This window comes from Blastococcus carthaginiensis (assembly GCF_030731085.1).
GTDB lineage: Bacteria > Actinomycetota > Actinomycetes > Mycobacteriales > Geodermatophilaceae > Blastococcus > Blastococcus carthaginiensis.
Genome location: NZ_JASNFN010000016.1, coordinates 1 through 19,005, shown reverse-complemented (window position 1 = coordinate 19,005; position 19,005 = coordinate 1). Strand labels below are relative to the sequence as shown.

Here is a 19,005-nt window from a genome sequence, read left to right as displayed (position 1 = left end):
GGTGACCTCCGCCACGCACGGTCCGAGCGGGTGGGGGGTGCGGCATGAACGGCGCGCAGGCCCTCATCCGGACGCTCGTCGACGGTGGGGTCGACGTCTGCTTCGGCAACCCGGGCACCTCGGAGATGCACTTCGTCGCCGCGCTCGACACCGTCCCCGAGATGCGCGGCGTCCTGTGCCTGTTCGAGGGCGTGGCGACGGGCGCCGCGGACGGCTACGGCCGGATGACCGGCCGGCCGGCCGGCGTCCTCCTCCACCTCGGGCCGGGGCTGGCCAACGGGCTGGCCAACCTGCACAACGCCCGCCGCGCGGCGACGCCGATGGTCCCGGTCGTCGGTGACCACGCCGGCTACCACAAGCAGTACGACTCCCCGCTGGACTCCGACATCGACGCGCTCGCCGGCACGGTCTCCCGGTGGATGCGCCGATCCGAGACCTCCGCGGACGTGGCACGGGACGCGGCGGAGGCGATCGCCGCGGCCCGCACGGCCCCCGGCGGGATCGCCACGCTGATCCTGCCCGCCGACGTCTCCTGGTCCGAGGGGGCCGCGCCCGCGGCGCCGCAGCCGGCGGGCGGACCGCGGCCGGTGCCGGAGGACGCCGTCGCCGGCGTCGCCGCGCTCCTGACCTCCGGTGAGCCCTGCGCGGTCCTGGTCGGCGGGGCGGCGACGCGGGAGGCGGGGCTGCGGGCCGCCGGCCGGGTCGCGCGGGCCGCCGGGGCCCGGCTGTTCTGCGAGACCTTCCCGGCGCGGCTGGAGCGCGGGGCCGGCCTGCCGCCCGTCGAGCGCCTGCCCCGCGCCGGGCAGCAGGTGGCAGCGCGCCTGGCCGGCGTCCGCCACCTCGTCTGCGTCGGAGCCCGCCCGCCGGTGGAGTTCTTCGCCTACCCCGACCGCCCCAGCAGCCTGGTCCCCGAGGGGTGCGCGGTGCACGTGCTCGCCGAAGGAGCGGACGACGTCGTCGGCGCGCTCGACCGGCTGGCCGACCTCGTGGCCCCGGGCGTGGAGCCCGACCTGCAGCCCCTGCAGCGGCCCGAGCTGCCGACCGGCCCGCTCACCCCGGACGCCGTGGGCGCGGCGCTGGGTGCCCTCCTGCCCGAGGGGGCGGTCGTGGTCGACGAGGGGGTCACCTCCACCCGGCAGATGCCCGTCCCGACCGCCGGTGCACCGCGGCACGACTGGCTGACCCTCACCGGGGGCGCGATCGGCCAGGGCCTCCCGGTCGCCACCGGAGCCGCGGTCGCCGCCCCGGGGCGGCGGGTCGTCTGCCTCGAGGGCGACGGCAGCGCCATGTACACCATCTCGGCGCTGTGGACCCAGGCGCGCGAGCAGCTCGACGTGACCACGGTCGTGTTCAGCAACCGGTCCTACCGCATCCTCGAGGGCGAGCTCCGCAACGTCGGGGCGGAGGCCTCCGGGCCGCGGTCCAGGGACCTCCTGGAGCTCAGCCGGCCGGATCTGGACTTCGTGTCGCTGGCCGCCGGGATGGGCGTCCCGGGCAGCCGGGCGACGACAGCCGAGGAGTTCGTCGAGCAGTTCCGCCGGGCGGTCACCGAGCCGGGACCGCACGTGATCGACGCCGTGCTGACGGTGCCCTGACCGAGTCCGGATCGTTGCCTTTTCGGGGGGCTGCCCGGGTCGCCCTGTGCTTGTATCCAGGTGATCCGCACCACCGACCGGACGCGTTCCGGTGGGGGGCAGACCGGTCAGCGGTGACCGTTGGGGGGAAGAAGCAATGCGCATCTCGGCAGGCCTCGCAGGCGTGGCACTGATCGGTCTGGTCGCCGCCTGCGGCGGTGAGGACGGCGGCGGCGGCGGCACCGCTGCGGAGGGCGGTGGCGGGGGCGGCGACGCGTCGTCGTACCCGGCCGAGTCGATCCGCATGATCGTGCCCTACGGCGCCGGCGGGCCGACCGACCTGACCACCCGCACCGTCGGTGCCTGCATCGAGGAGGAGCTCGGGCAGACCGTCGTCGTCGAGAACCTCCCGGGTGGCTCCGGCGCCCTGGCCACGAGCGAGCTCGTCGCCGCCGAGCCCGACGGGTACACCCTCTCCCTGGTCACCGCGGGCACCATGGTGCTGACCCCGCTGGCCAACGAGGTGGGCTACACCAAGGACGACATCACGCCCGTCGGCGTCATGACCGAGGTGCCGTCGGTGCTGGCCGTGGGGGAGAACTCGCCGTACGCCACCGCGGAGGACTTCTTCGCCGCGGTCGAGGCGCAGCCGGGGACCGTCACCGTGGGCACACCCGGCGCCTCCACCCCGCAGGCGATCGAGCTGCAGCGGCTGGCCGAGGAGCACGGTGTCCAGGTCACCGCGGTGCCGTTCAACGGCAACGCCGAGATGACCACCGCCCTCCTCGGCGGGAACGTCGACGCCGTGCTCATCAACGCCTCGAGCGACGTCGTCCAGAACATCGAGTCGGGCGCCTTCGTCCCGCTCGTGGCCTCGCCCGAGGAGCGGCTGTCCTGGCTGCCCGACACCCCGACGTTCACCGAACTGGGCTACGACGGCCTGACCCTCTCCGGTTCGACGTTCGGCCTCGCCGGCCCGGCCGGGCTGCCCGACGACGTCGTCTCGACGCTGGAGGACACCCTGCAGACCTGCCTGGACAAGCCCGAGGTGCAGCAGACGCTCGGCGAGGAGTACGTCCTCGAGGAGTTCGCCGGCGCCGAGGAGCTCGGCGAGGTCCTCGACCGCACGCAGGAGGTCTACGAACCGATCCTCGGCTGACCCGATCCCCGTACGACCCGCCCCCGACCACCGGAGGAACCCATGCGCCGTACCCGCTCGACCTGGCCCGCGCTGATCGCCGCGTCCGTGCTCTCCCTCGCCGCCTGCGGCGGGACCGAGGACGCCGGCACCGAGGACTCGGCGGAGGCCGCGCCGGACTACCCGACCGAGACCATCAACCTGATCGTCCCCTACGCCGCCGGTGGCCCGACCGACCTGGCCGGGCGCACCATCGGCAGCTGCATCGAGGAAGAGCTGGGCCAGACCGTCGTCGTGGAGAACCGCGAGGGCGCCTCCGGCTCGGTCGGCATGCAGGCGATGATCGCCGGCGGGAACGACGGCTACACGCTGTCGCTGATCGCGGTGCCGGCCTCGGCCACCAACCCGCTGCAGGACGACGTCGGCTACACCAACGAGGACTACGTCCCCATCGCCGCGGTCACCGAGATCCCCTCGGCCCTCATCGTCGGGGAGGGCTCGCAGTTCAGCACCGCCGAGGAGTTCTTCACCTACGCCGAGGAGAACCCGGGCGAGCTCAACGTCGGGGTCCCCGGCACCACGACGTCGCAGGCCATGGAGCTGCGGCGGCTGGCCGAGGAGTACGGCGTCGAGGTCACGGCCGTGCCGTTCACCGGGAACGCCGAGATGACGACGGCGATCCTCGGCGGCAACGTCGACGCCATCTTCATCAACAGCTCGCAGGACGTGCTGGAGAACATCGACGCCGGCAGCTTCCTGCCGCTGGCGGTCAGCCCGGCCGAGCCCGTGGACTACATCGACGCGCCGACCCTGGCCGAGTCCGGCTTCCCGGAGCTCACCAACAGCGTGTCGGTCTTCGGCCTCGCGGCCCCGGCGGGCGTCCCCGACAACGTGGTCTCGACGCTCGAGGAGACGGTGGACACCTGCCTGCAGAAGGACGAGGTGCGCGAGCAGCTCGGGGAGCAGTACGTTCCCGACGAGTTCGTGGACAGCGCCGCCTTCTCCGACCGGATCGACAGCATCATCGAGCCCCCCGTATCGACAGCATCATCGAGGCCTACGGGCCGATCCTGCAGGAGTGACCTCCCGCGGCCGCGGGGGACCGGCGCCGTCCCGGTCCCCCGCGGCTGCCCGGTCGCGTCCGCACCTTCCCCCGGAGAGTTGATGACGAAGCAGTTGCACCGGCTCGCGCCGCTGATCCTGGTGCTCCTGGGCGTGGCGGGCATGCTGGGCGCCCGCAGCCTGGGCCTCGGTGAGCTGAACGCCCCCGGCCCCGGCCTGTGGCCGTTCATCGTCGCGATGCTGCTCACCGGGACAGGGATCGTGCTGCTCTTCATCGACGACCCCGAGGACTACGAGCCGTGGACCCGCGGCACCCTCGGGATCGCCCTGGGGCTGGCCAGCCTCGCGGTGTTCATCGTCCTCTTCGAGACGATCGGCTTCCTGGTCTCGGCCATCCTGATGCTGCTCTTCTGGCTGCGGATCTTCGCCCGCGAGCCGTGGCGCTGGGCCGTCCCGCTCGCGGTGCTCGGTGCGCTGGCGTTCCACCTCGTCTTCGTCGAGGCGCTGGCCGTACCGTTCCCTGACGGCATCGTCTTCGCACCGGTCGGGAGCTGAGGCATGGGCATCCTCGAGGGCATCGGCCAGGGCTTCTCGGTCGCGCTGGACCCGACGAACCTGCTCTACGTCTTCCTCGGCGTGCTCATCGGCACGGTCATCGGTGTGCTGCCGGGCCTCGGGCCGACGGCGACCATCGCGCTGCTGCTGCCGATCACCTACGAGATCGAGCCCGTCACCGCCGTCATCCTGCTCGCGGGCATCTACTACGGGTCGATGTACGGCGGCACGATCACCTCCGTCCTGCTGCAGCTCCCGGGCGAGGCGGCCTCGGTCGTCACCACCTTCGACGGCTACCAGATGGCCAAGCAGGGCAGGGCCGGCCCCGCGCTGGGCATCGCCGCGATCGGCTCCTGGGTCGGCGGCACGGTCTCCGTGATCGGGCTGATCCTGCTCGCGCCGCCGCTGGCCGACCTGGCGGTCGAGTTCGGTTCCCAGGAGTACGTGGCCCTCACCGCGCTGGGCATCCTGCTGGTCACCTACCTGGGCACCCGGCACCCGGTGAAGAGCCTGTCCATGGCGGCGCTCGGCCTGCTGCTGGCCACGGTCGGGCAGGACCTGATCACCGGGACCAACCGCTTCACCTTCGGGTCGATCTCGCTGTTCGACGGTTTCGACTTCGTCGCCGTGGCGATGGGGCTCTTCGGCGTCGGCGAGATCCTCTACAACGTCGAGAAGACCGAGAAGGCGCAGGCGCTCAAGAGCAAGATCTCCAACATCTGGCCCAGCCGCAAGGACCTCAAGGACTCCTCGGGTGCGATCGCCCGCGGGTCGGTGATGGGCTTCTTCATCGGGGTGCTGCCCGGCGGTGGTGGCGTCATCTCCTCGCTGGCCTCCTACGCGACCGAGAAGCGGCGGGCCAAGGACCCGACCCGGTTCGGCAAGGGCGCCATCGAGGGCGTCGCCGGGCCGGAGACGGCGAACAACGCCTCGTCCACCTCGGCGTTCATCCCGCTGCTCACCCTCGGGATCCCGCCCAACGTGGTCCTTGCCCTGATCTTCGGTGCGCTGCTGATCCAGGGCATCACGCCCGGCCCGCAGCTGATCGACCAGCAGCCCGAGATCTTCTGGGGCGTCATCGCCTCGATGGCCATCGGCAACCTGATGCTGCTGATCCTGAACATCCCGCTCGTCGGTTTCTTCGTCCAGCTGCTGCGGGTGCGCGCGGGCATCCTGGCGGCGTTCGCCCTGCTGGTCACGATGGCCGGCGTCTTCTCGGTGAACAACGACATCTTCGACATGTGGGTCGTGCTGGCCTTCGGCGTCATCGGCTGGATCATGAAGAAGACCGGCTTCGAGCCCGGTCCGCTGGTGCTGGCCTTCGTCCTGGGCGCGATCCTCGAGTCGAACTTTCGCCGGTCGATGCTGATCTCGGGCGGCGAGTTCTCCACCTTCTTCACCCGCCCCATGTCCGGGACGCTCTTCGCCCTGATGGCCCTGGTGATCCTCTGGAGCACCGTCCAGGGCATCCGTCGCCGGCGGCGTCGCAGCCGCCCGTCCACGCCGGGCGAGGAGGACCTCGCGGCGACCGGCACCACCGCCGAGCCCGAGGGCACGCCGGGTGCGGAGAACACCGACGACACGGAGGGCGCGACGACCGGAGCGCCGCGGGACGGGTCAGGCTCGACCGGGGCGACGGGTTCGACCGCCTCGGGGGCGCCGGACGGGGGGCCGGGGCCTGACCGTGGCTGACCGATCCCGGCGGCGGGTACCGCCGCCAGCACCCGGTCGCTCCGTACCGGCCAGACCATCGGGGGCGCAGTGATCGACAAGCGGGTGGCGTCGCTCGCCGAGGCGGTCGCGGGCGTGCCGGACGGCGCGACCGTCCTCGTGGGCGGGTTCGGTGCCGCCGGCGTGCCGGTCGAGCTGGTGCACGCGCTCCTGGAGCAGGGTGCCCGCGACCTGACGATCGTCACCAACAACGCCGGGAGCGGGGAGACCGACGTCGCCGCGCTCATCCGTGAGCGGCGGGTGCGCAAGATCATCTGCTCGTACCCGCGGTCGGCCGGCTCCATCTGGTTCGAGGAGTTCTACCGGGCGGGGGACATCGAGCTCGAGCTCGTGCCGCAGGGCACCCTCAGCGAGCGGATGCGCGCCGCGGGCGCGGGCCTGGGCGGCTTCTTCACCCCCGCCGGCGCCGATTCGCTGTTGGCCCGCGGCAAGGAGGTGCGCATGATCGCCGGACGGCGGCACGTCTTCGAGGAGCCGCTGCGCGGTGATGTCGCGCTGGTCCAGGCGCTGCGCGCGGACCGCTGGGGGAACCTGGTCTACAACAAGGCGGCGCGGAACTTCGGCCCCACCATGGCCACCGCCGCCGAGCTCACCGTGGTGCAGGTGCGGGAGTTCGTCGAGCTGGGCGAGCTGGACCCCGAGGCCGTCGTGACCCCGGGCATCTTCGTCGACCGGGTCGTCGAGGTGGCGGCATGACCGCGACCCCGCTCTCGCACACCGGCATGGCCGCCCGGGTGGCCCAGGACATCCCCGACGGCTCCTACGTGAACCTGGGCATCGGCATGCCCACGCTGGTCGGCGATGTCGTCTCCGCCGGCAAGGAGATCGTCTTCCACAGCGAGAACGGCATCCTCGGCATGGGGCCCGCACCGGCTGCGGGGGAGGAGGACTGGGAGCTGATCAACGCCGGGAAGGCGCCGGTCACGCTGGTTCCCGGCGGCTCCTACTTCCACCACACCGACTCGTTCATGATGATGCGCGGCGGTCACATCGACGTGACCGTGCTGGGCGCCTTCCAGGTCTCCGCGCAGGGCGACCTGGCGAACTGGGCGACCGACGACGCGCACCTGCCCCCGGCGGTCGGCGGCGCGATGGACCTCGCGGTCGGCGCCAAACGGGTGCTGGTGCTGATGATGCACACCACGCCGGACGGCCGGCCCAAGCTGCTGCCGGAGTGCACCTACCCGCTGACCGCCGCGCAGGTGGTCGACCGCATCTACACGGAGCTCGCGGTCATCGACGTCACCCCCTCGGGCTTCCTGGTGCGCGAGATGGTCGCCGGGCTCACCCGCGAGGAGCTGGAGCGGCGCACCGCCGCGCCGCTGGCCTACGCCGAGGAGGTCGCGGTCCTGGCACCCACTGGCCGCTGACCCGCTCGGGCGCCGCGCCGGGATCCGCCCCGAGCACCGTCCGGAAGCCGCGCCCGGTACCGGCCGGAGCTCGCGTACGGTGCCGGCCGAAGCCTGCGCCCGGTGCCGGCCGGAGCCTGCGCCCGGTGCCGGCCGGACTCCGACCGGGCCGGGGTGCTTTCCGCCGGTCCGGTACTCGCGGCCGCGCTCGCCGCCGACCTGTTCCCTGGGCCCTACCTGTTCCCTGGGCACTACCTGTTCCCTGCGCAGTAGCGCTCTGCCCCGCCGGGGTGGGCAGAGCGCTACTCCTCCCGGAACACCTCCTCCGGCGCGGCCTGCGGCGGCGGTTGGCCGGCGTCGTCGAACCCGTTCCCGGCGGTGCTGCGCCGGGACGGTTCCTCGGCGCTGCGGCACGCCGTACCTGTCCTGCGGGCAGTAGTCCTCTGCCCCGCCGGGGTGGGCAGAACGCTATTGCCCTGGGGCACCTCCCACGGCCGCGCCCGTCCCTGGCAGGTGGTCCGGTCCGGGCCTCCGGCGGGCGCCGGCGCAGCGCCTGGGGTCCCCCGTTCGCCTGCCGGCCGCGAACACTTCAAGCCCGTAGTGTTTCGCCGGTACGAGAACGGGCAGGACGCGATCATGCTCGCGCAGTGCACCGTCGTCGTGCCGACGATCGGACGTCCCTCGCTGGACGTCCTGCTCGACGCGCTGGCCGCTGCCCCGGGCGCCCGCCCGGCCGAGCTCGTCGTGGTCGACGACCGCCCCACCGGGAAGCCGCTGGAGCCCGACCGCCCCGGCCTGCCGCCGGTCCGCGTGGTGCGCACCGGGGGAGGGGGCCCCGCCCGGGCCCGCAACCTCGGGTGGCGCACCGCCCGCACCGAGTGGATCGCCTTCCTCGACGACGACGTGGTGACCGACCCCGACTGGTACGAGCGGCTGGCGGCCGACCTCGCCGACCTGCCCGACGACGTCGCCGGCAGCCAGGGCCGGGTGCGGGTGCCCCTGCCCGAGGATCGCCGGCCCACCGACTGGGAGCGCGGCACCGCGGGCCTGGCCACCTCCAGCTGGATCACCGCCGACCTCGCCTACCGCCGCAGCGCACTCACCGCGGTCGGCGGCTTCGACGAGCGCTTCCCCCGCGCCTTCCGCGAGGACTCCGACCTCGCCCTGCGGGTCATGGACACCGGCTCCCGGCTCGTGCGCGGGGAGCGGTGGATCACCCACCCGGCCCGGCCCGCGGACCGCTGGGTCAGCGTCCGGGTGCAGGCCGGCAACGCCGACGACGTCCTCATGCGCCGGCTGCACGGGCCGGGCTGGCGGGACCGTGCCGACGCCGCGCTCGGCCGCCGCCCGCAGCACGCCGCGGTCACCGCCGCCGCGCTGGCCGCCGTCGGCCTGGCCGCCGCCCGCCGGCACCGGGTCGCGCTGGCCGCGGCGGCCGCCTGGGCCGCCGGCACCGCCGAGTTCGCCTGGCGGCGGATCGCCCCCGGCCCGCGCGACCGCGCCGAGGTGACGACGATGCTCGCCACCAGCGCGCTCATCCCGCCGCTGGCCACCTGGCACTGGCTGCGCGGCGTCGTCCAGCACGTGGGCGTGCCGCGCTGGCGCGGCCTGCCCGACCTGGTGCTCCTCGACCGCGACGGCACGCTGGTGCACGACTTCCCCTACAACGGCGACCCGGAGTGGGTGCGCCCGGTGGACGGTGCTCAGGAGGCCCTCGACCGGCTGCGCGCCCGTGGCGTGCGGGTCGGCGTGGTGAGCAACCAGTCCGGCGTGGCCCGCGGGCTCATCATCCCCGACCAGGTGGACGCCTGCATGAAGCGGCTCGACGAGCTGCTCGGCCCCTTCGAGACGGTCCAGGTGTGCCCGCACGGCCCGGACGACGGCTGCGCCTGCCGCAAGCCCGCGCCCGGCATGGTGCTCGCCGCGTGCGCCGAGCTCGGCGTCGACCAGGCCCGCTGCGTCGTGATCGGCGACATCGGTGCCGACGTCGAGGCGGCCGCCGCGGCCGGTGCCCGCGGCATCCTGGTGCCCACGCCGGTGACCCGCCGCGAAGAGGTGGCGGCGGCCCCGCAGCGGGCGGCGAGCCTGCCCGACGCGGTCGACGACGTCCTGGCCGGGCTGTGGTGAGGGCCCCGCGGACCGTCCTGGTCGCCCGGCTGGACAACGCCGGCGACGTCCTCCTGCAGGGCCCGCTCGTGCGCGCCGTCGCGCACGGCGCCGACCGCGTGGTGCTGCTCGCCGGGCCCGCCGGTGCGGCCGCGGCGGAGCTGCTGCCCGGCGTCGACGAGGTGTGGACCTGGTCCTGCCCGTGGATCCTCGGCGACCCGCCGCCGGTCGACGCCGACGACCTCGCCGCGCTCACCGACCGCGTGCGGGCGCTCGCGCCCGACGAGGCGGTCGTCTCGACGTCGTTCCACCAGTCGCCCCTGCCCCTGGCGCTGGTGCTGCGGTCGGCGGGCGTGCCCCGCATCTCGGCGATCAGCGTGGACTACCCCGGCACGCTGCTCGACGTCCGCCACCGGGTCGAGGACGACCTCCCGGAACCCGAGCGTGCGCTATCGCTCGCGCGGGCCGCCGGGTTCGAGCTGCCGGCCGGCGATGACGGTCGGCTGGCGGTGCGCCGACCCCTGCCCCCGGTCGCGCACCGACCCGGCTACGTCGTCCTGCACCCGGGCGCCTCCGTGCCCGCGCGCGCGTGGCCGGCCCGGCGCTGCGCGGAGGCGGTCGAGGCGCTCGCCGACGCCGGCCACCGGGTGCTGGTCACCGGTGGCCCGGCCGAGCGGGAGCTCACCGCCCTCGTCGCCGGCGACCTCGGCGTCGACCTCGGCGGGGCGACCTCGCTGGCCGAGATGGCCGCGCTGCTCGACGGCGCCGCGGCGGTCGTCGTCGGCAACACCGGCCCGGCGCACCTGGCCGCCGCCGTCGGCACCCCCGTCGTCTCGCTGTTCTCGCCGGTGGTCCCCGCCGCCCGCTGGGCGCCCTACGGCGTGCCCAGCGTGCTGCTGGGCGACCAGTCGGCACCCTGCGCCGGCACCCGGGCCCGCGAGTGCCCCGTGGCCGGCCACCCCTGCCTCACCGAGGTGACCGCGTCCGACGTGGTCGCCGCGGTGGAGAAACTGCTCACGGTCCAGCAGCCGGCCGTCGACCGCACCCCTGCCGCAGCCCGAGAGGCGGCGACGAGCACCCAGGTGAGAGCGTGAAGATCCTGATCTGGCACGTGCACGGCTCCTGGACGACGGCGTTCGTCCAGGGTCGCCACGAGTACCTGCTCCCGGTGACCCCGGGACGCGACGGCGACGGGCTGGGCCGGGCCCGGACGTGGGACTGGCCGGCCTCGGCGCGGGAGGTCACCCCCGCCCAGCTGCGGGAGGAGGAGCAGCCCGACGTCGTCGTGCTGCAGCGCCGGCGCGACCTCGAGCTGTGCCGCGAGTGGCTCGGGCGCGAGCCCGGCCGCGACCTGCCGGCGGTGTTCCTCGAGCACAACGCGCCCGGCCTGGAGCCGGGTGACGGGCCGGTCCCGCACACCCGGCACCCGATCGCCGACCGCGACGACATCCCGATCGCGCACGTCACGCACTTCAACGAGCTGTTCTACGACAACGGCCGGGCGCCGACGACGGTGATCGAGCACGGCATCGTCGACCCGGGTGAGCGGTGGACCGGCGAGCTGGCCCGCGCCGCCGTCGTCACCAACGAGCCGGTCCGCCGGGGGCGCACCGTCGGCGCCGACCTGCTGCCCGGGCTCGCCGCGGCCGCGCCGCTCGACGTCTTCGGCATGGGGCTCACCGGCCTGCACGAGCAGTACGGGCTGGACCCGGCGCGGGTGACCCTGTTCGACGATCCGCCCCAGCACGCCATGCACGCCGAGCTCGCCCGCCGCAGGCTGTACGTGCACCCGGTGCGCTGGACGTCGCTGGGCCTCTCGCTGCTGGAGGCCATGCACCTGGGCATGCCGGTGGTCGCGCTGGCCACCACCGAGGTGGTCGAGGCGGTGCCCGCCGAGGCCGGGGTCGTCTCCACCCGGCCCGAACGGCTGTGGGCCGCCGTGCGCGAGTTCCTGCACGACGAGGACGCCGCCCGGCTGGCCGGCAAGGCCGCGCGCGCCGCCGCTCTGGAGCGCTACGGCCTCAACCGTTTCCTGCGCGACTGGGACGCGCTGCTCGAGGAGGTGACCCGATGAAGATCGATCTGGTGTCCGAGCACGCCAGCCCGCTCGCCGCGATCGGCGGCGTGGACGCGGGCGGGCAGAACGTGCACGTCGCGGCCCTCGCCGCGGGGCTCGCCCAGCGCGGGCACGAGGTCACCGTGCACACCCGCCGGGACGACGCGTCGCTGCCCGAGCGGGTCGTGGTGCAGGACGGCTACAACGTGGTGCACGTCACCGCCGGTCCGGCCCAGTCGCTGCCGAAGGACGAGCTGCTGCAGCACATGCCCGCCTTCGCGCGGGTGCTGCGGCACGGCTGGGCGGCGCAGCCCCCCGACGTCGTGCACGCGCACTTCTGGATGAGCGGCCTGGCCTCGGTGGAGGCGTCGGCCAGCCTGCTCGCCCCCGTGCCGGTGCTGCAGACCTTCCACGCGCTGGGCTCGGTCAAGCGCCGGCACCAGGGCGACGCCGACACCTCCCCGGCCGAGCGGATCGACCTCGAGCGCGGGCTCTGCCGCGACGTGGCCCAGGTGGTGGCCACCTGCTCCGACGAGGTGTTCGAGCTGCGTCGCCTGGGGCTTCCCAGCGACCGCGTCTCGATCGTGCCCTGCGGCGTCGACACCGCGGTGTTCACGCCCCGCGGCCCGGTGGCCCCGCGGGGTGAGCGGCAGCGGCTGCTGGTCCTCGGCCGGCTGGTCGAGCGCAAGGGCCAGGACGACGCCGTCCGGGCGCTGCGCGCGGTGCCCGACGCCGAGCTCGTCGTCGTCGGCGGCCCCCCGGCCGGGGAGCTCGACGCCGACCCCGAGGTGCGCCGGCTGCGCGCCATCGCCGGCGAGGCCGGGGTCGCCGACCGGCTGGTGTTCGCCGGGGCCGTCGCCCGCGCCGACGTCCCGGCCTGGATCCGCTCGGCCGACGTCGTGCTCGCCGTCCCCTGGTACGAGCCCTTCGGCATCACGCCGCTGGAGGCGATGGCCTGCGCCCGGCCCGTCGTGGCCACGGCCGTCGGCGGGCTGCAGGACACCGTCGTCGACGGGGTCACCGGCGACCTCGTCCCGGCGCGCGAGCCCGAGCGCCTCGGCGCGGTGCTCGCCGCGCTGCTCGCCGACGACGAGCGCCGCGCCGCCTACGGCGCCGCGGGCGTGAAGCGGGCCCGCACCCGCTACCGCTGGGCCCGCGTCGTCGCCGACACCGAAACCGTCTACCGCCAGGTGCTCACCCGGCACCGTCCCGTGGAGGTCGCCCGATGAGCGTCACCCCGCACTCCTTCTTCGAGAACGTCGTGGCGCAGGACCCGGCGCGCGATGGAGCGGCGCAGGACCCGGCGCACGATGGAGCGGCGCAGGACCCGGCGCACGATGGAGCGGCGCAGGACCCGGCGCACGGAGCACAGCGCGAGGTCCCGGCGCCGGACACCTGCACCCACCTGACCGGGGCCGACCACGTCGCCTCGCTGCGGAACGCGCTGCGCTCGCTGGAGGACCAGCTGCCGGCGCTCGACCGCTGGGGCCGGCTGCTGGCCGACGTCCTCTGCGGGCCGTACCGCGGCCGGCTGCTGGCCGCGGGCAACGGCGGGAGCGCCGCCCAGGCCCAGCACCTCACCGCCGAGCTGGTGGGCCGCTACCGCGCGGACCGCCCGCCCTTCTCGGCCATCTGCCTCACCGCGGAGACCTCCTCGCTGACCGCGATCGCCAACGACTACCCGGCCGACGAGCTGTTCGCCCGGCAGGTGGAGGCCCACGGCCGGGCGGGTGACGTGCTGGTCCTGCTGTCGACGTCGGGCCGCTCGCCCAACGCGGTCGCCGCCGCCCGGCGCGCCCGCGACTGCGGGATCACGACGCTGGCGATCACCGGGCCGGCGCCCAACCCGCTGGCCGCCGCCGCCGACGAGGCGGTCTGCATCGACTCCCCGTGGACCGCCACCGTGCAGGAGTGCCACCTGGCCGCCCTGCACCTGGTCTGTGCCGCCTTCGACGCGGCCGTGCTCGCCGACCCGCCGCGGGTGCCGACGGGGCCGTCGTTCGAGGCGGCGAAGTGAGCGCCCGGCCGCTGGTCGTCGTCGGGGACGCGCTGCTCGACGTCGACCTGGTCGGCACCGCGTCGCGGCTGAGTCCCGACGCCCCGGTGCCGGTGGTCGAGGACGTCGAGCGGCGGGAACGCCCGGGGGGCGCCGCGCTCGCGGCGGTCATCGCGGCCGCGGCGGGGTCCCGCGAGGTGGTGCTCGTGGCGCCGCTGGACTCCGACGAGGACGCCGACCGGTTGCGCGCCCTGCTCGCCGGCCGCGTCCGCCTGGTCGAGATCCCGGCCACCGGGGGCACCGCCGTGAAGCAGCGGGTGCGCGTCGGCGACCACTCCGTCGCCCGGCTGGACAGCGGCGCGCCGGTCGCCGTGCTCGGCGAGCTCCCCGCCGCGGCCGCCGTGTCGATCCGCGACGCCGCCGCCGTCCTCGTCGCCGACTACGGCCGGGGGACGACGGCAGACCCGGCGGTGCGCGCGGCCCTGGCCGGGGCCCGCGGCCCCGTCGTCTGGGACCCGCACCCGCGGGGCGCCGACCCGGTGCCCAGCGCCCGCCTGGTCACGCCCAACGGCGCGGAGGCGGCCCGGGTGGTCCCGGCCGTGGACGGCGAGGGCCTGGCCGCCGTCGGTGCCCGCGCGGAGGCGCTCATCCGGCACTGGGGAGTCGGCGCGGTCGCGGTGACGATGGGCGCCCGCGGCGCGCTGCTCTCGTACGGCACCGGTGCACCGATGGTCGTGCCCGCGGTCGCGGTCACCGGCGGTGACCCGTGCGGCGCCGGGGACTCCTTCGCCGCCGCCGCGGCGCTGGCCCTCGCCGACGGCGCGGTCACCGGCGAGGCGGTGGCCGCCGCGGTGGCCTTCGCGTCGGCCTTCGTCGCCCGCGGGGGAGCGACCGCCTGGGACGCCGACGAGCGGGTCGAGGCGGTGGCCACCGAGCCCGGCGCCGAGGCCGTCATCGCGCGGGTGCGCGCCGCCGGGGGCACCGTCGTCGCCACCGGGGGCTGCTTCGACCTGCTGCACCCCGGGCACGTCGCCACGCTGCGCGCCGCCCGCGGGCTGGGCGACTGCCTCGTCGTCTGCATCAACTCCGACGACTCGGTGCGCCGGCTCAAGGGCCCCTCGCGGCCGCTGGTGACCGCGCCCGACCGCGCCCGGGTGCTGGAGGCGCTGGAGTTCGTCGACGCGGTGGTCGTCTTCGACGAGGACACCCCCACGCAGGTGCTCGACCGGCTGCGCCCCGACGTGTGGGCCAAGGGCGGCGACTACGCCGGTGCGGACCTGCCCGAGGCCGAGGTGCTGCGCTCCTGGGGCGGTCAGGCCGTCGTCCTGCCCTACCTGGACGGCCACTCGACCACGGCCCTGGTCGAGCGCTCCCGCGTATGAGGCCCGCCGTGCTGACAGGCATAGGAAGCTTTACGTGTGGATCCGCCCCCGTTTCCGCAGGTAAAGCTTCCTATGCCGGGGGCCGGTGAGCGTCGAGGCGCCCGCGGCAGTCGTCCTGCGGCCGCTGGGGCTGGGGGACCTGCTGACGGGGGTGCCCGCCATCCGCGCGGTGCGGGCGGCGGTGCCCGGGCACCGGGTGGTGCTGGCGACGACGACGGCGCTGCAGCCGCTGGCCGCGCTCATCGACGCCGTCGACGAGGTGCTGCCCGCCCGCGAGCTGGAGCCGCTGGACTGGTCGGGGCCGCCGCCGGAGCTCGCCGTCGACCTCCACGGCAAGGGCCCGGCCTCGCACGTGGTCGTCGCCGGCCTGCACCCGCAGCGGCTGCTCACCTTCGCCAGCCCCGGCTACCCCGGACCCACCTGGTACCCCGACGAGCACGAGGTCCAGCGCTGGTGCCGGCTGGTCTCCGAGGGGCTCGGGGTCGACGCCGATCCCGATGCGCTGGACATCGCCGTGCCCGCGGTGCCGCCGCCGGTGCGCGGGGCCACCGTGGTGCACCCGGGGGCGGCGTTTCCCGGCCGGCGCTGGCCGGCGGAGCGCTTCGCGGCCGTCGCCCGCCACCTCGCCGCCCGCGGCCACGACGTGCGCATCACCGGCGGCCCGGCGGAGGTGGAGCTCGCCCGGTCGGTGGCCGCGGCGGCCGGGCTGCCGGAGTCGGCCGTGCTGGCCGGCCGGACGACGTCCGTGGAGCTCGCGTCGGTGGTGGCCGCGGCGCGGCTGGTCGTGTGCGGCGACACCGGTGTCGCGCACCTGGCCACCGCCTACCGGCGACCGTCCGTGGTGCTCTTCGGCCCGGTGCCACCGGCGCTGTGGGGGCCGCCGCCGCGCCCGCAGCACGTGGTGCTCTGGCACGGCGACGGCACCGGCGACCCGTGGGGCACCGACCTCGACCCCGCGCTGGCGGAGATCACCGTCGACGAGGTGGAGGGGGCACTCGACGAGCTCCTGCCCGGTCACGCCGAGTGGATCCCGGAGGGGTCCGCGCAGGCGTGACGCAGTGGCTCCACGCCGCCGGGGGACGGCACGTGGTCGCGGTGTCGTCCGGAGGACGACGATGTCACGAGCGCTGGCGGAGGGCGTCGAAGAGGACCATCTGCAGGTCCTCCTCCTCGACGGCGGAGTACGCCGCGCCGCCGGTGGCCTCCGCGATCTGCTCGAGCGCGCTGAGGTCGGCGTCCGGCCCCAGCGCCACCCCGATCACCTTGACCGGCCGGTCGGGGTCGGCCTCGGCGGCCAGCGTGATCAGCAGGTTGTCCAGGCTGGTCCCCTCGGCGTCGTCCTCGTTGGTGCCGTCCGTGACGACGAGGACGCTGTTCACCGCCGTCGGGTCGTAGTTCTCCCGCGCGGCCCGCACGGCGGCCAGCGTGGTGTCGTACAGCCCGGTCCCGCCGGGGGTCAGTCGCTCGGGGATGGTCTGCAGCTGCTCGTCGAGGACGGCGCGCTGCGTCTCGCCATCGACGACGGCGTCCAGCTCGCGGGTGGGCACGAGCTCGGTCCAGTCCTGCTCGCCGTCCAGCTCGTAGGCGAAGGCCCAGAGGCCCAGGGCGTAGTCGTCGGGGACGAGGGAGAGCGTGCTCCGGGCGGCGTCCCGGGCGAGGGTGGCCCGCGTGCCCCCGTTGACCGGGGCCTCCATCGACGTGGAGACGTCGAAGACCGTCAGGACGCGCGACGGCGCGGCGAGGCTGGAGAGGCGGGTCAGCAGCCCCTGCACCTGCGGGGCTTCCAGGGCCAGCACCTCGGGGGCCACCTCGGCGATCCCGGTGTCGGCGCCGGCGCCGGGCGGGGCGTCGCCCTCCGGCCCACGGAAGCCCGCGTCCCGGACGGCCGCCTGCGCCTCCTCGGACAGCAGGCGGTCGGTGACGATCTCGACGGCGCGGGCCTGGGCGCCGGTGGGCGAACCCACCCGCAGCACCGGGTAGTCGAGCACCGGGGAGCCTTCGGCGGGGTAGACGGCGAGCAGGGCGGAGTCCTCGGCCTCCTGGTGGATGGCGTAGACCTCCTGCTCGCTGACCGGCACCAGCGGGGCTTCGGAGCCGCCCTCGCTGCCGGCGGTCAGCGCCTCGCCCGCGGTGAGCTCGGTGCTGCGGGCGGCGGCGAGCACGGCGGCCACCACGGCGTTGTCGGCGTCGGCGTCCCCACCCAGGGCGGTGCGCACCGCGGCCAGCGCGGAGAGCGCCTCGGCGCTGGCGGCGAGGTCCGGGACGGCCAGCGGTCGTCCGGTGCCCAGCGCCTCGGCCCAGCCCGGGCCCTCGCCCGTCCAGCCGAGCTCGTCGACGACGGACTCGCTGGTGGCCAGGACGACGGGGGACACCGCCATCGAGCCCACCGGCTCCAGCTCGGCGCCGCCGGCGACGCGGGCCGGCCACAGCGAGGAGTCGGGCACCCACACGTCGGGCAGGGAGCCCTCGTCGAGCGCGCCCAGGTCACCCGCGGTCTGGAGCGGCTGCTGGGCGGTCACCTCCGCGCTGACGCAGAGCGCGTCGTCGGGTGACTCGACCGAGCTCAGCAGCTCCTCGGTCAGCGTGCCGAGCTCCGGGGCCACCGTGACGTCGACGGTGACGTCCTCGTCACAGCCACCGCTCCCGGCCAGCCACCAGACCAGGCCACCGAGGACCAGGACGATCGCGAGGCCGGCGGCGACGAGAACGGGAGGCACCGGACGGCGCGTGGCTGCGGGATCTGCGTGACGGCCCATGCTCGCTCTCTGAGGTCGACTCGGGGTGGGTGCGGCTCCCCCAGAGCTCGCCGTTCCAGATTAGATGTGTCCCGCGTCGCGCCGGGGTGACACTCGTCGCACGAGTCGTGACGGACCGTCAGACGGTCGGTGCCGCAGCCGTCCGCTGGACGGCGAACCAGTCGACGGTGCGGCGCAGCCCCTCCTCGGAGGTCACCCGGGGGCGCCAGCCGAGCAGCTGCTCGGCACGGGTGGTGTCGGGGCGCCGGACCTTGGGGTCGTCGACGGGCAGGGGGATGTGGTCGACGGGGGAGTCCGACCCGGTGAGCTCCACGATCCAGCGGGCCAGCGCCAGCATCGACAGCTCGTCGGGGTTGCCGATGTTCACCGGCCCGGGATGGTCGGAGAACGCCAGCGCCAGGATGCCCGCGACGGTGTCGTCGACGTAGCAGATCGAGCGGGTCTGCGAGCCCGTCCCGGCGACGGTGAGCGGCCGGCCGTCCAGCGCCTGGTTGACGAAGGCGGGGATGGCGCGGCCGTCGTCGGCGCGCATCCGGGGGCCGTAGGTGTTGAAGATCCGGACGATGCCGGTGTCGGTGCCCTTCGACGTCCGGTAGGCGGTGGTCATCGCCTCGCTGAACCGCTTGGCCTCGTCGTAGACGCCGCGCGGGCCGACCGGGTTGACGTTGCCCCAGTACTCCTCGGTCTGCGGGTGCTGCAACGGGTCGCCGTAGACCTCGGAGGTGGAGGCCAGCACGTACCGGGCACCCTTCTCGTGGGCCAGGCCCAGGGTGTGCAGGGTGCCCAGGCTGCCGACCTTGAGCGTCTCGATCGGCATCTTCAGGTAGTCGATCGGGCTGGCCGGCGAGGCGAAGTGCAGCACCAGGTCCACTGGGCCGGGGACGTGCACGTAGTCGGTGACGTCGCAGCGGACCAGCCGGAACCCCGGGTGCTCCATCAGGTGCGAGACGTTCTCGGGAGCGCCGGTGAGGAAGTTGTCGAGGCAGACGACCTCGACGCCGCGTTCGAGCAACTGCTCGCACAGGTGCGAGCCGAGGAACCCCGCACCGCCGGTGACCACCGCCCGCCGGATCGTCCGTGCCTCGCGAACCGGCCCGCTGACCATGGCTGCCCTCCTCGACGGCGCGCGGGAGCGCGCTCTGGCGGCCCCTACCCGGAGATCAACTCCGCACACACTTCGGCGTCGAAGTGTTCTTGCCGCGGAACGCCGACGGGCCGCCGGCCTCCCGCAGGAGACCGGCGGCCCCCCCGGGGGGGGGGGCACGCTCAGCCCAGCAGCCGGCCCGGGCCTCCACGGGGG

The 19,005-nt window shown here is 75.1% G+C and carries 15 protein-coding genes; 13 read left to right on the top strand and 2 right to left on the bottom strand.

Going from position 1 to position 19,005, the window contains the following annotated elements; all coding sequences use genetic code 11:
• Positions 1–44 precede the first annotated feature (44 nt).
• From QOZ88_RS14075 to QOZ88_RS14015, 13 genes are all read left to right on the top strand, one after another.
• Positions 45–1,595: an acetolactate synthase large subunit gene (locus QOZ88_RS14075; RefSeq protein ID WP_306000375.1), complete on the top strand. Its 1,551-nt coding sequence runs from the start codon at positions 45–47 to the stop codon at positions 1,593–1,595.
• Positions 1,596–1,731: 136 nt separating this feature from the next.
• Positions 1,732–2,733 carry a tripartite tricarboxylate transporter substrate binding protein gene (locus tag QOZ88_RS14070; RefSeq protein ID WP_306000374.1) on the top strand — a complete coding sequence of 334 codons (1,002 nt, stop codon included), beginning with the start codon at positions 1,732–1,734 and terminating at the stop codon, positions 2,731–2,733.
• 42 nt (positions 2,734–2,775) lie between these two features.
• The gene (locus QOZ88_RS14065) at positions 2,776–4,329 is read left to right on the top strand and encodes a tripartite tricarboxylate transporter substrate-binding protein (protein WP_306000373.1); all 1,554 of its coding nucleotides are present in this window, start codon (positions 2,776–2,778) and stop codon (positions 4,327–4,329) included.
• Positions 4,330–4,332: 3 nt separating this feature from the next.
• Positions 4,333–6,021, top strand: a complete 1,689-nt coding sequence (locus tag QOZ88_RS14060) for a tripartite tricarboxylate transporter permease (RefSeq protein WP_306000372.1) — start codon at positions 4,333–4,335, stop codon at positions 6,019–6,021.
• A gap of 69 nt (positions 6,022–6,090) precedes the next feature.
• Complete coding sequence (locus QOZ88_RS14055) at positions 6,091–6,756, top strand: 3-oxoacid CoA-transferase subunit A (protein WP_306000371.1); 666 nt, start codon at positions 6,091–6,093, stop codon at positions 6,754–6,756.
• Complete coding sequence (locus QOZ88_RS14050) at positions 6,753–7,430, top strand: 3-oxoacid CoA-transferase subunit B (RefSeq protein ID WP_306000370.1); 678 nt, start codon at positions 6,753–6,755, stop codon at positions 7,428–7,430. Before QOZ88_RS14055 ends, QOZ88_RS14050 begins: the two co-directional genes overlap by 4 nt.
• 579 nt (positions 7,431–8,009) lie before the next feature.
• Positions 8,010–9,536 (top strand): HAD-IIIA family hydrolase, encoded by a 1,527-nt coding sequence (locus tag QOZ88_RS14045; RefSeq protein WP_306000369.1) that lies wholly within the window; start codon positions 8,010–8,012, stop codon positions 9,534–9,536.
• Positions 9,533–10,609, top strand: a complete 1,077-nt coding sequence (locus tag QOZ88_RS14040; RefSeq protein WP_306000368.1) for a glycosyltransferase family 9 protein — start codon at positions 9,533–9,535, stop codon at positions 10,607–10,609. The genes QOZ88_RS14045 and QOZ88_RS14040 overlap by 4 nt, the downstream gene beginning before the upstream one ends.
• Complete coding sequence (locus QOZ88_RS14035) at positions 10,606–11,589, top strand: glycosyltransferase (RefSeq protein WP_306000367.1); 984 nt, start codon at positions 10,606–10,608, stop codon at positions 11,587–11,589. Before QOZ88_RS14040 ends, QOZ88_RS14035 begins: the two co-directional genes overlap by 4 nt.
• A complete protein-coding gene (locus tag QOZ88_RS14030) occupies positions 11,586–12,800 on the top strand; it encodes a glycosyltransferase (RefSeq protein ID WP_306000366.1) in 1,215 nt (404 codons plus the stop codon). Before QOZ88_RS14035 ends, QOZ88_RS14030 begins: the two co-directional genes overlap by 4 nt.
• The gene (locus tag QOZ88_RS14025) at positions 12,797–13,588 is read left to right on the top strand and encodes a D-sedoheptulose-7-phosphate isomerase (protein WP_306000365.1); all 792 of its coding nucleotides are present in this window, start codon (positions 12,797–12,799) and stop codon (positions 13,586–13,588) included. Before QOZ88_RS14030 ends, QOZ88_RS14025 begins: the two co-directional genes overlap by 4 nt.
• The gene (gene rfaE2, locus QOZ88_RS14020) at positions 13,585–14,949 is read left to right on the top strand and encodes a D-glycero-beta-D-manno-heptose 1-phosphate adenylyltransferase (protein WP_306000364.1); all 1,365 of its coding nucleotides are present in this window, start codon (positions 13,585–13,587) and stop codon (positions 14,947–14,949) included. Before QOZ88_RS14025 ends, rfaE2 begins: the two co-directional genes overlap by 4 nt.
• Positions 14,950–15,034: 85 nt before the next feature.
• Positions 15,035–16,003, top strand: coding sequence for a glycosyltransferase family 9 protein (locus QOZ88_RS14015; protein WP_306000363.1), 969 nt, complete (start codon positions 15,035–15,037; stop codon positions 16,001–16,003).
• Positions 16,004–16,067: 64 nt separating this feature from the next.
• Here the strand turns inward: QOZ88_RS14015 and QOZ88_RS14010 are convergent, their stop codons facing one another.
• Positions 16,068–17,666 carry a substrate-binding domain-containing protein gene (locus QOZ88_RS14010; protein WP_306000362.1) on the bottom strand — a complete coding sequence of 533 codons (1,599 nt, stop codon included), beginning with the start codon at positions 17,664–17,666 and terminating at the stop codon, positions 16,068–16,070.
• A gap of 157 nt (positions 17,667–17,823) precedes the next feature.
• Positions 17,824–18,810 (bottom strand): UDP-glucuronic acid decarboxylase family protein, encoded by a 987-nt coding sequence (locus QOZ88_RS14005; RefSeq protein WP_306000361.1) that lies wholly within the window; start codon positions 18,808–18,810, stop codon positions 17,824–17,826.
• Positions 18,811–19,005 lie beyond the last annotated feature (195 nt).

Bases quoted from the DNA above. Each gene is read 5' to 3' on its own strand.
- QOZ88_RS14075 (WP_306000375.1), top strand. From the start codon at position 45: ATGAACGGCGCGCAGGCCCTCATCCGGACGCTCGTCGACGGTGGGGTC.
- QOZ88_RS14070 (WP_306000374.1), top strand. From the start codon at position 1,732: ATGCGCATCTCGGCAGGCCTCGCAGGCGTGGCACTGATCGGTCTGGTC.
- QOZ88_RS14065 (WP_306000373.1), top strand. From the start codon at position 2,776: ATGCGCCGTACCCGCTCGACCTGGCCCGCGCTGATCGCCGCGTCCGTG.
- QOZ88_RS14060 (WP_306000372.1), top strand. From the start codon at position 4,333: ATGGGCATCCTCGAGGGCATCGGCCAGGGCTTCTCGGTCGCGCTGGAC.
- QOZ88_RS14050 (WP_306000370.1), top strand. From the start codon at position 6,753: ATGACCGCGACCCCGCTCTCGCACACCGGCATGGCCGCCCGGGTGGCC.
- QOZ88_RS14030 (WP_306000366.1), top strand. From the start codon at position 11,586: ATGAAGATCGATCTGGTGTCCGAGCACGCCAGCCCGCTCGCCGCGATC.
- QOZ88_RS14025 (WP_306000365.1), top strand. From the start codon at position 12,797: ATGAGCGTCACCCCGCACTCCTTCTTCGAGAACGTCGTGGCGCAGGAC.
- QOZ88_RS14005 (WP_306000361.1), bottom strand. From the start codon at position 18,810: ATGGTCAGCGGGCCGGTTCGCGAGGCACGGACGATCCGGCGGGCGGTG.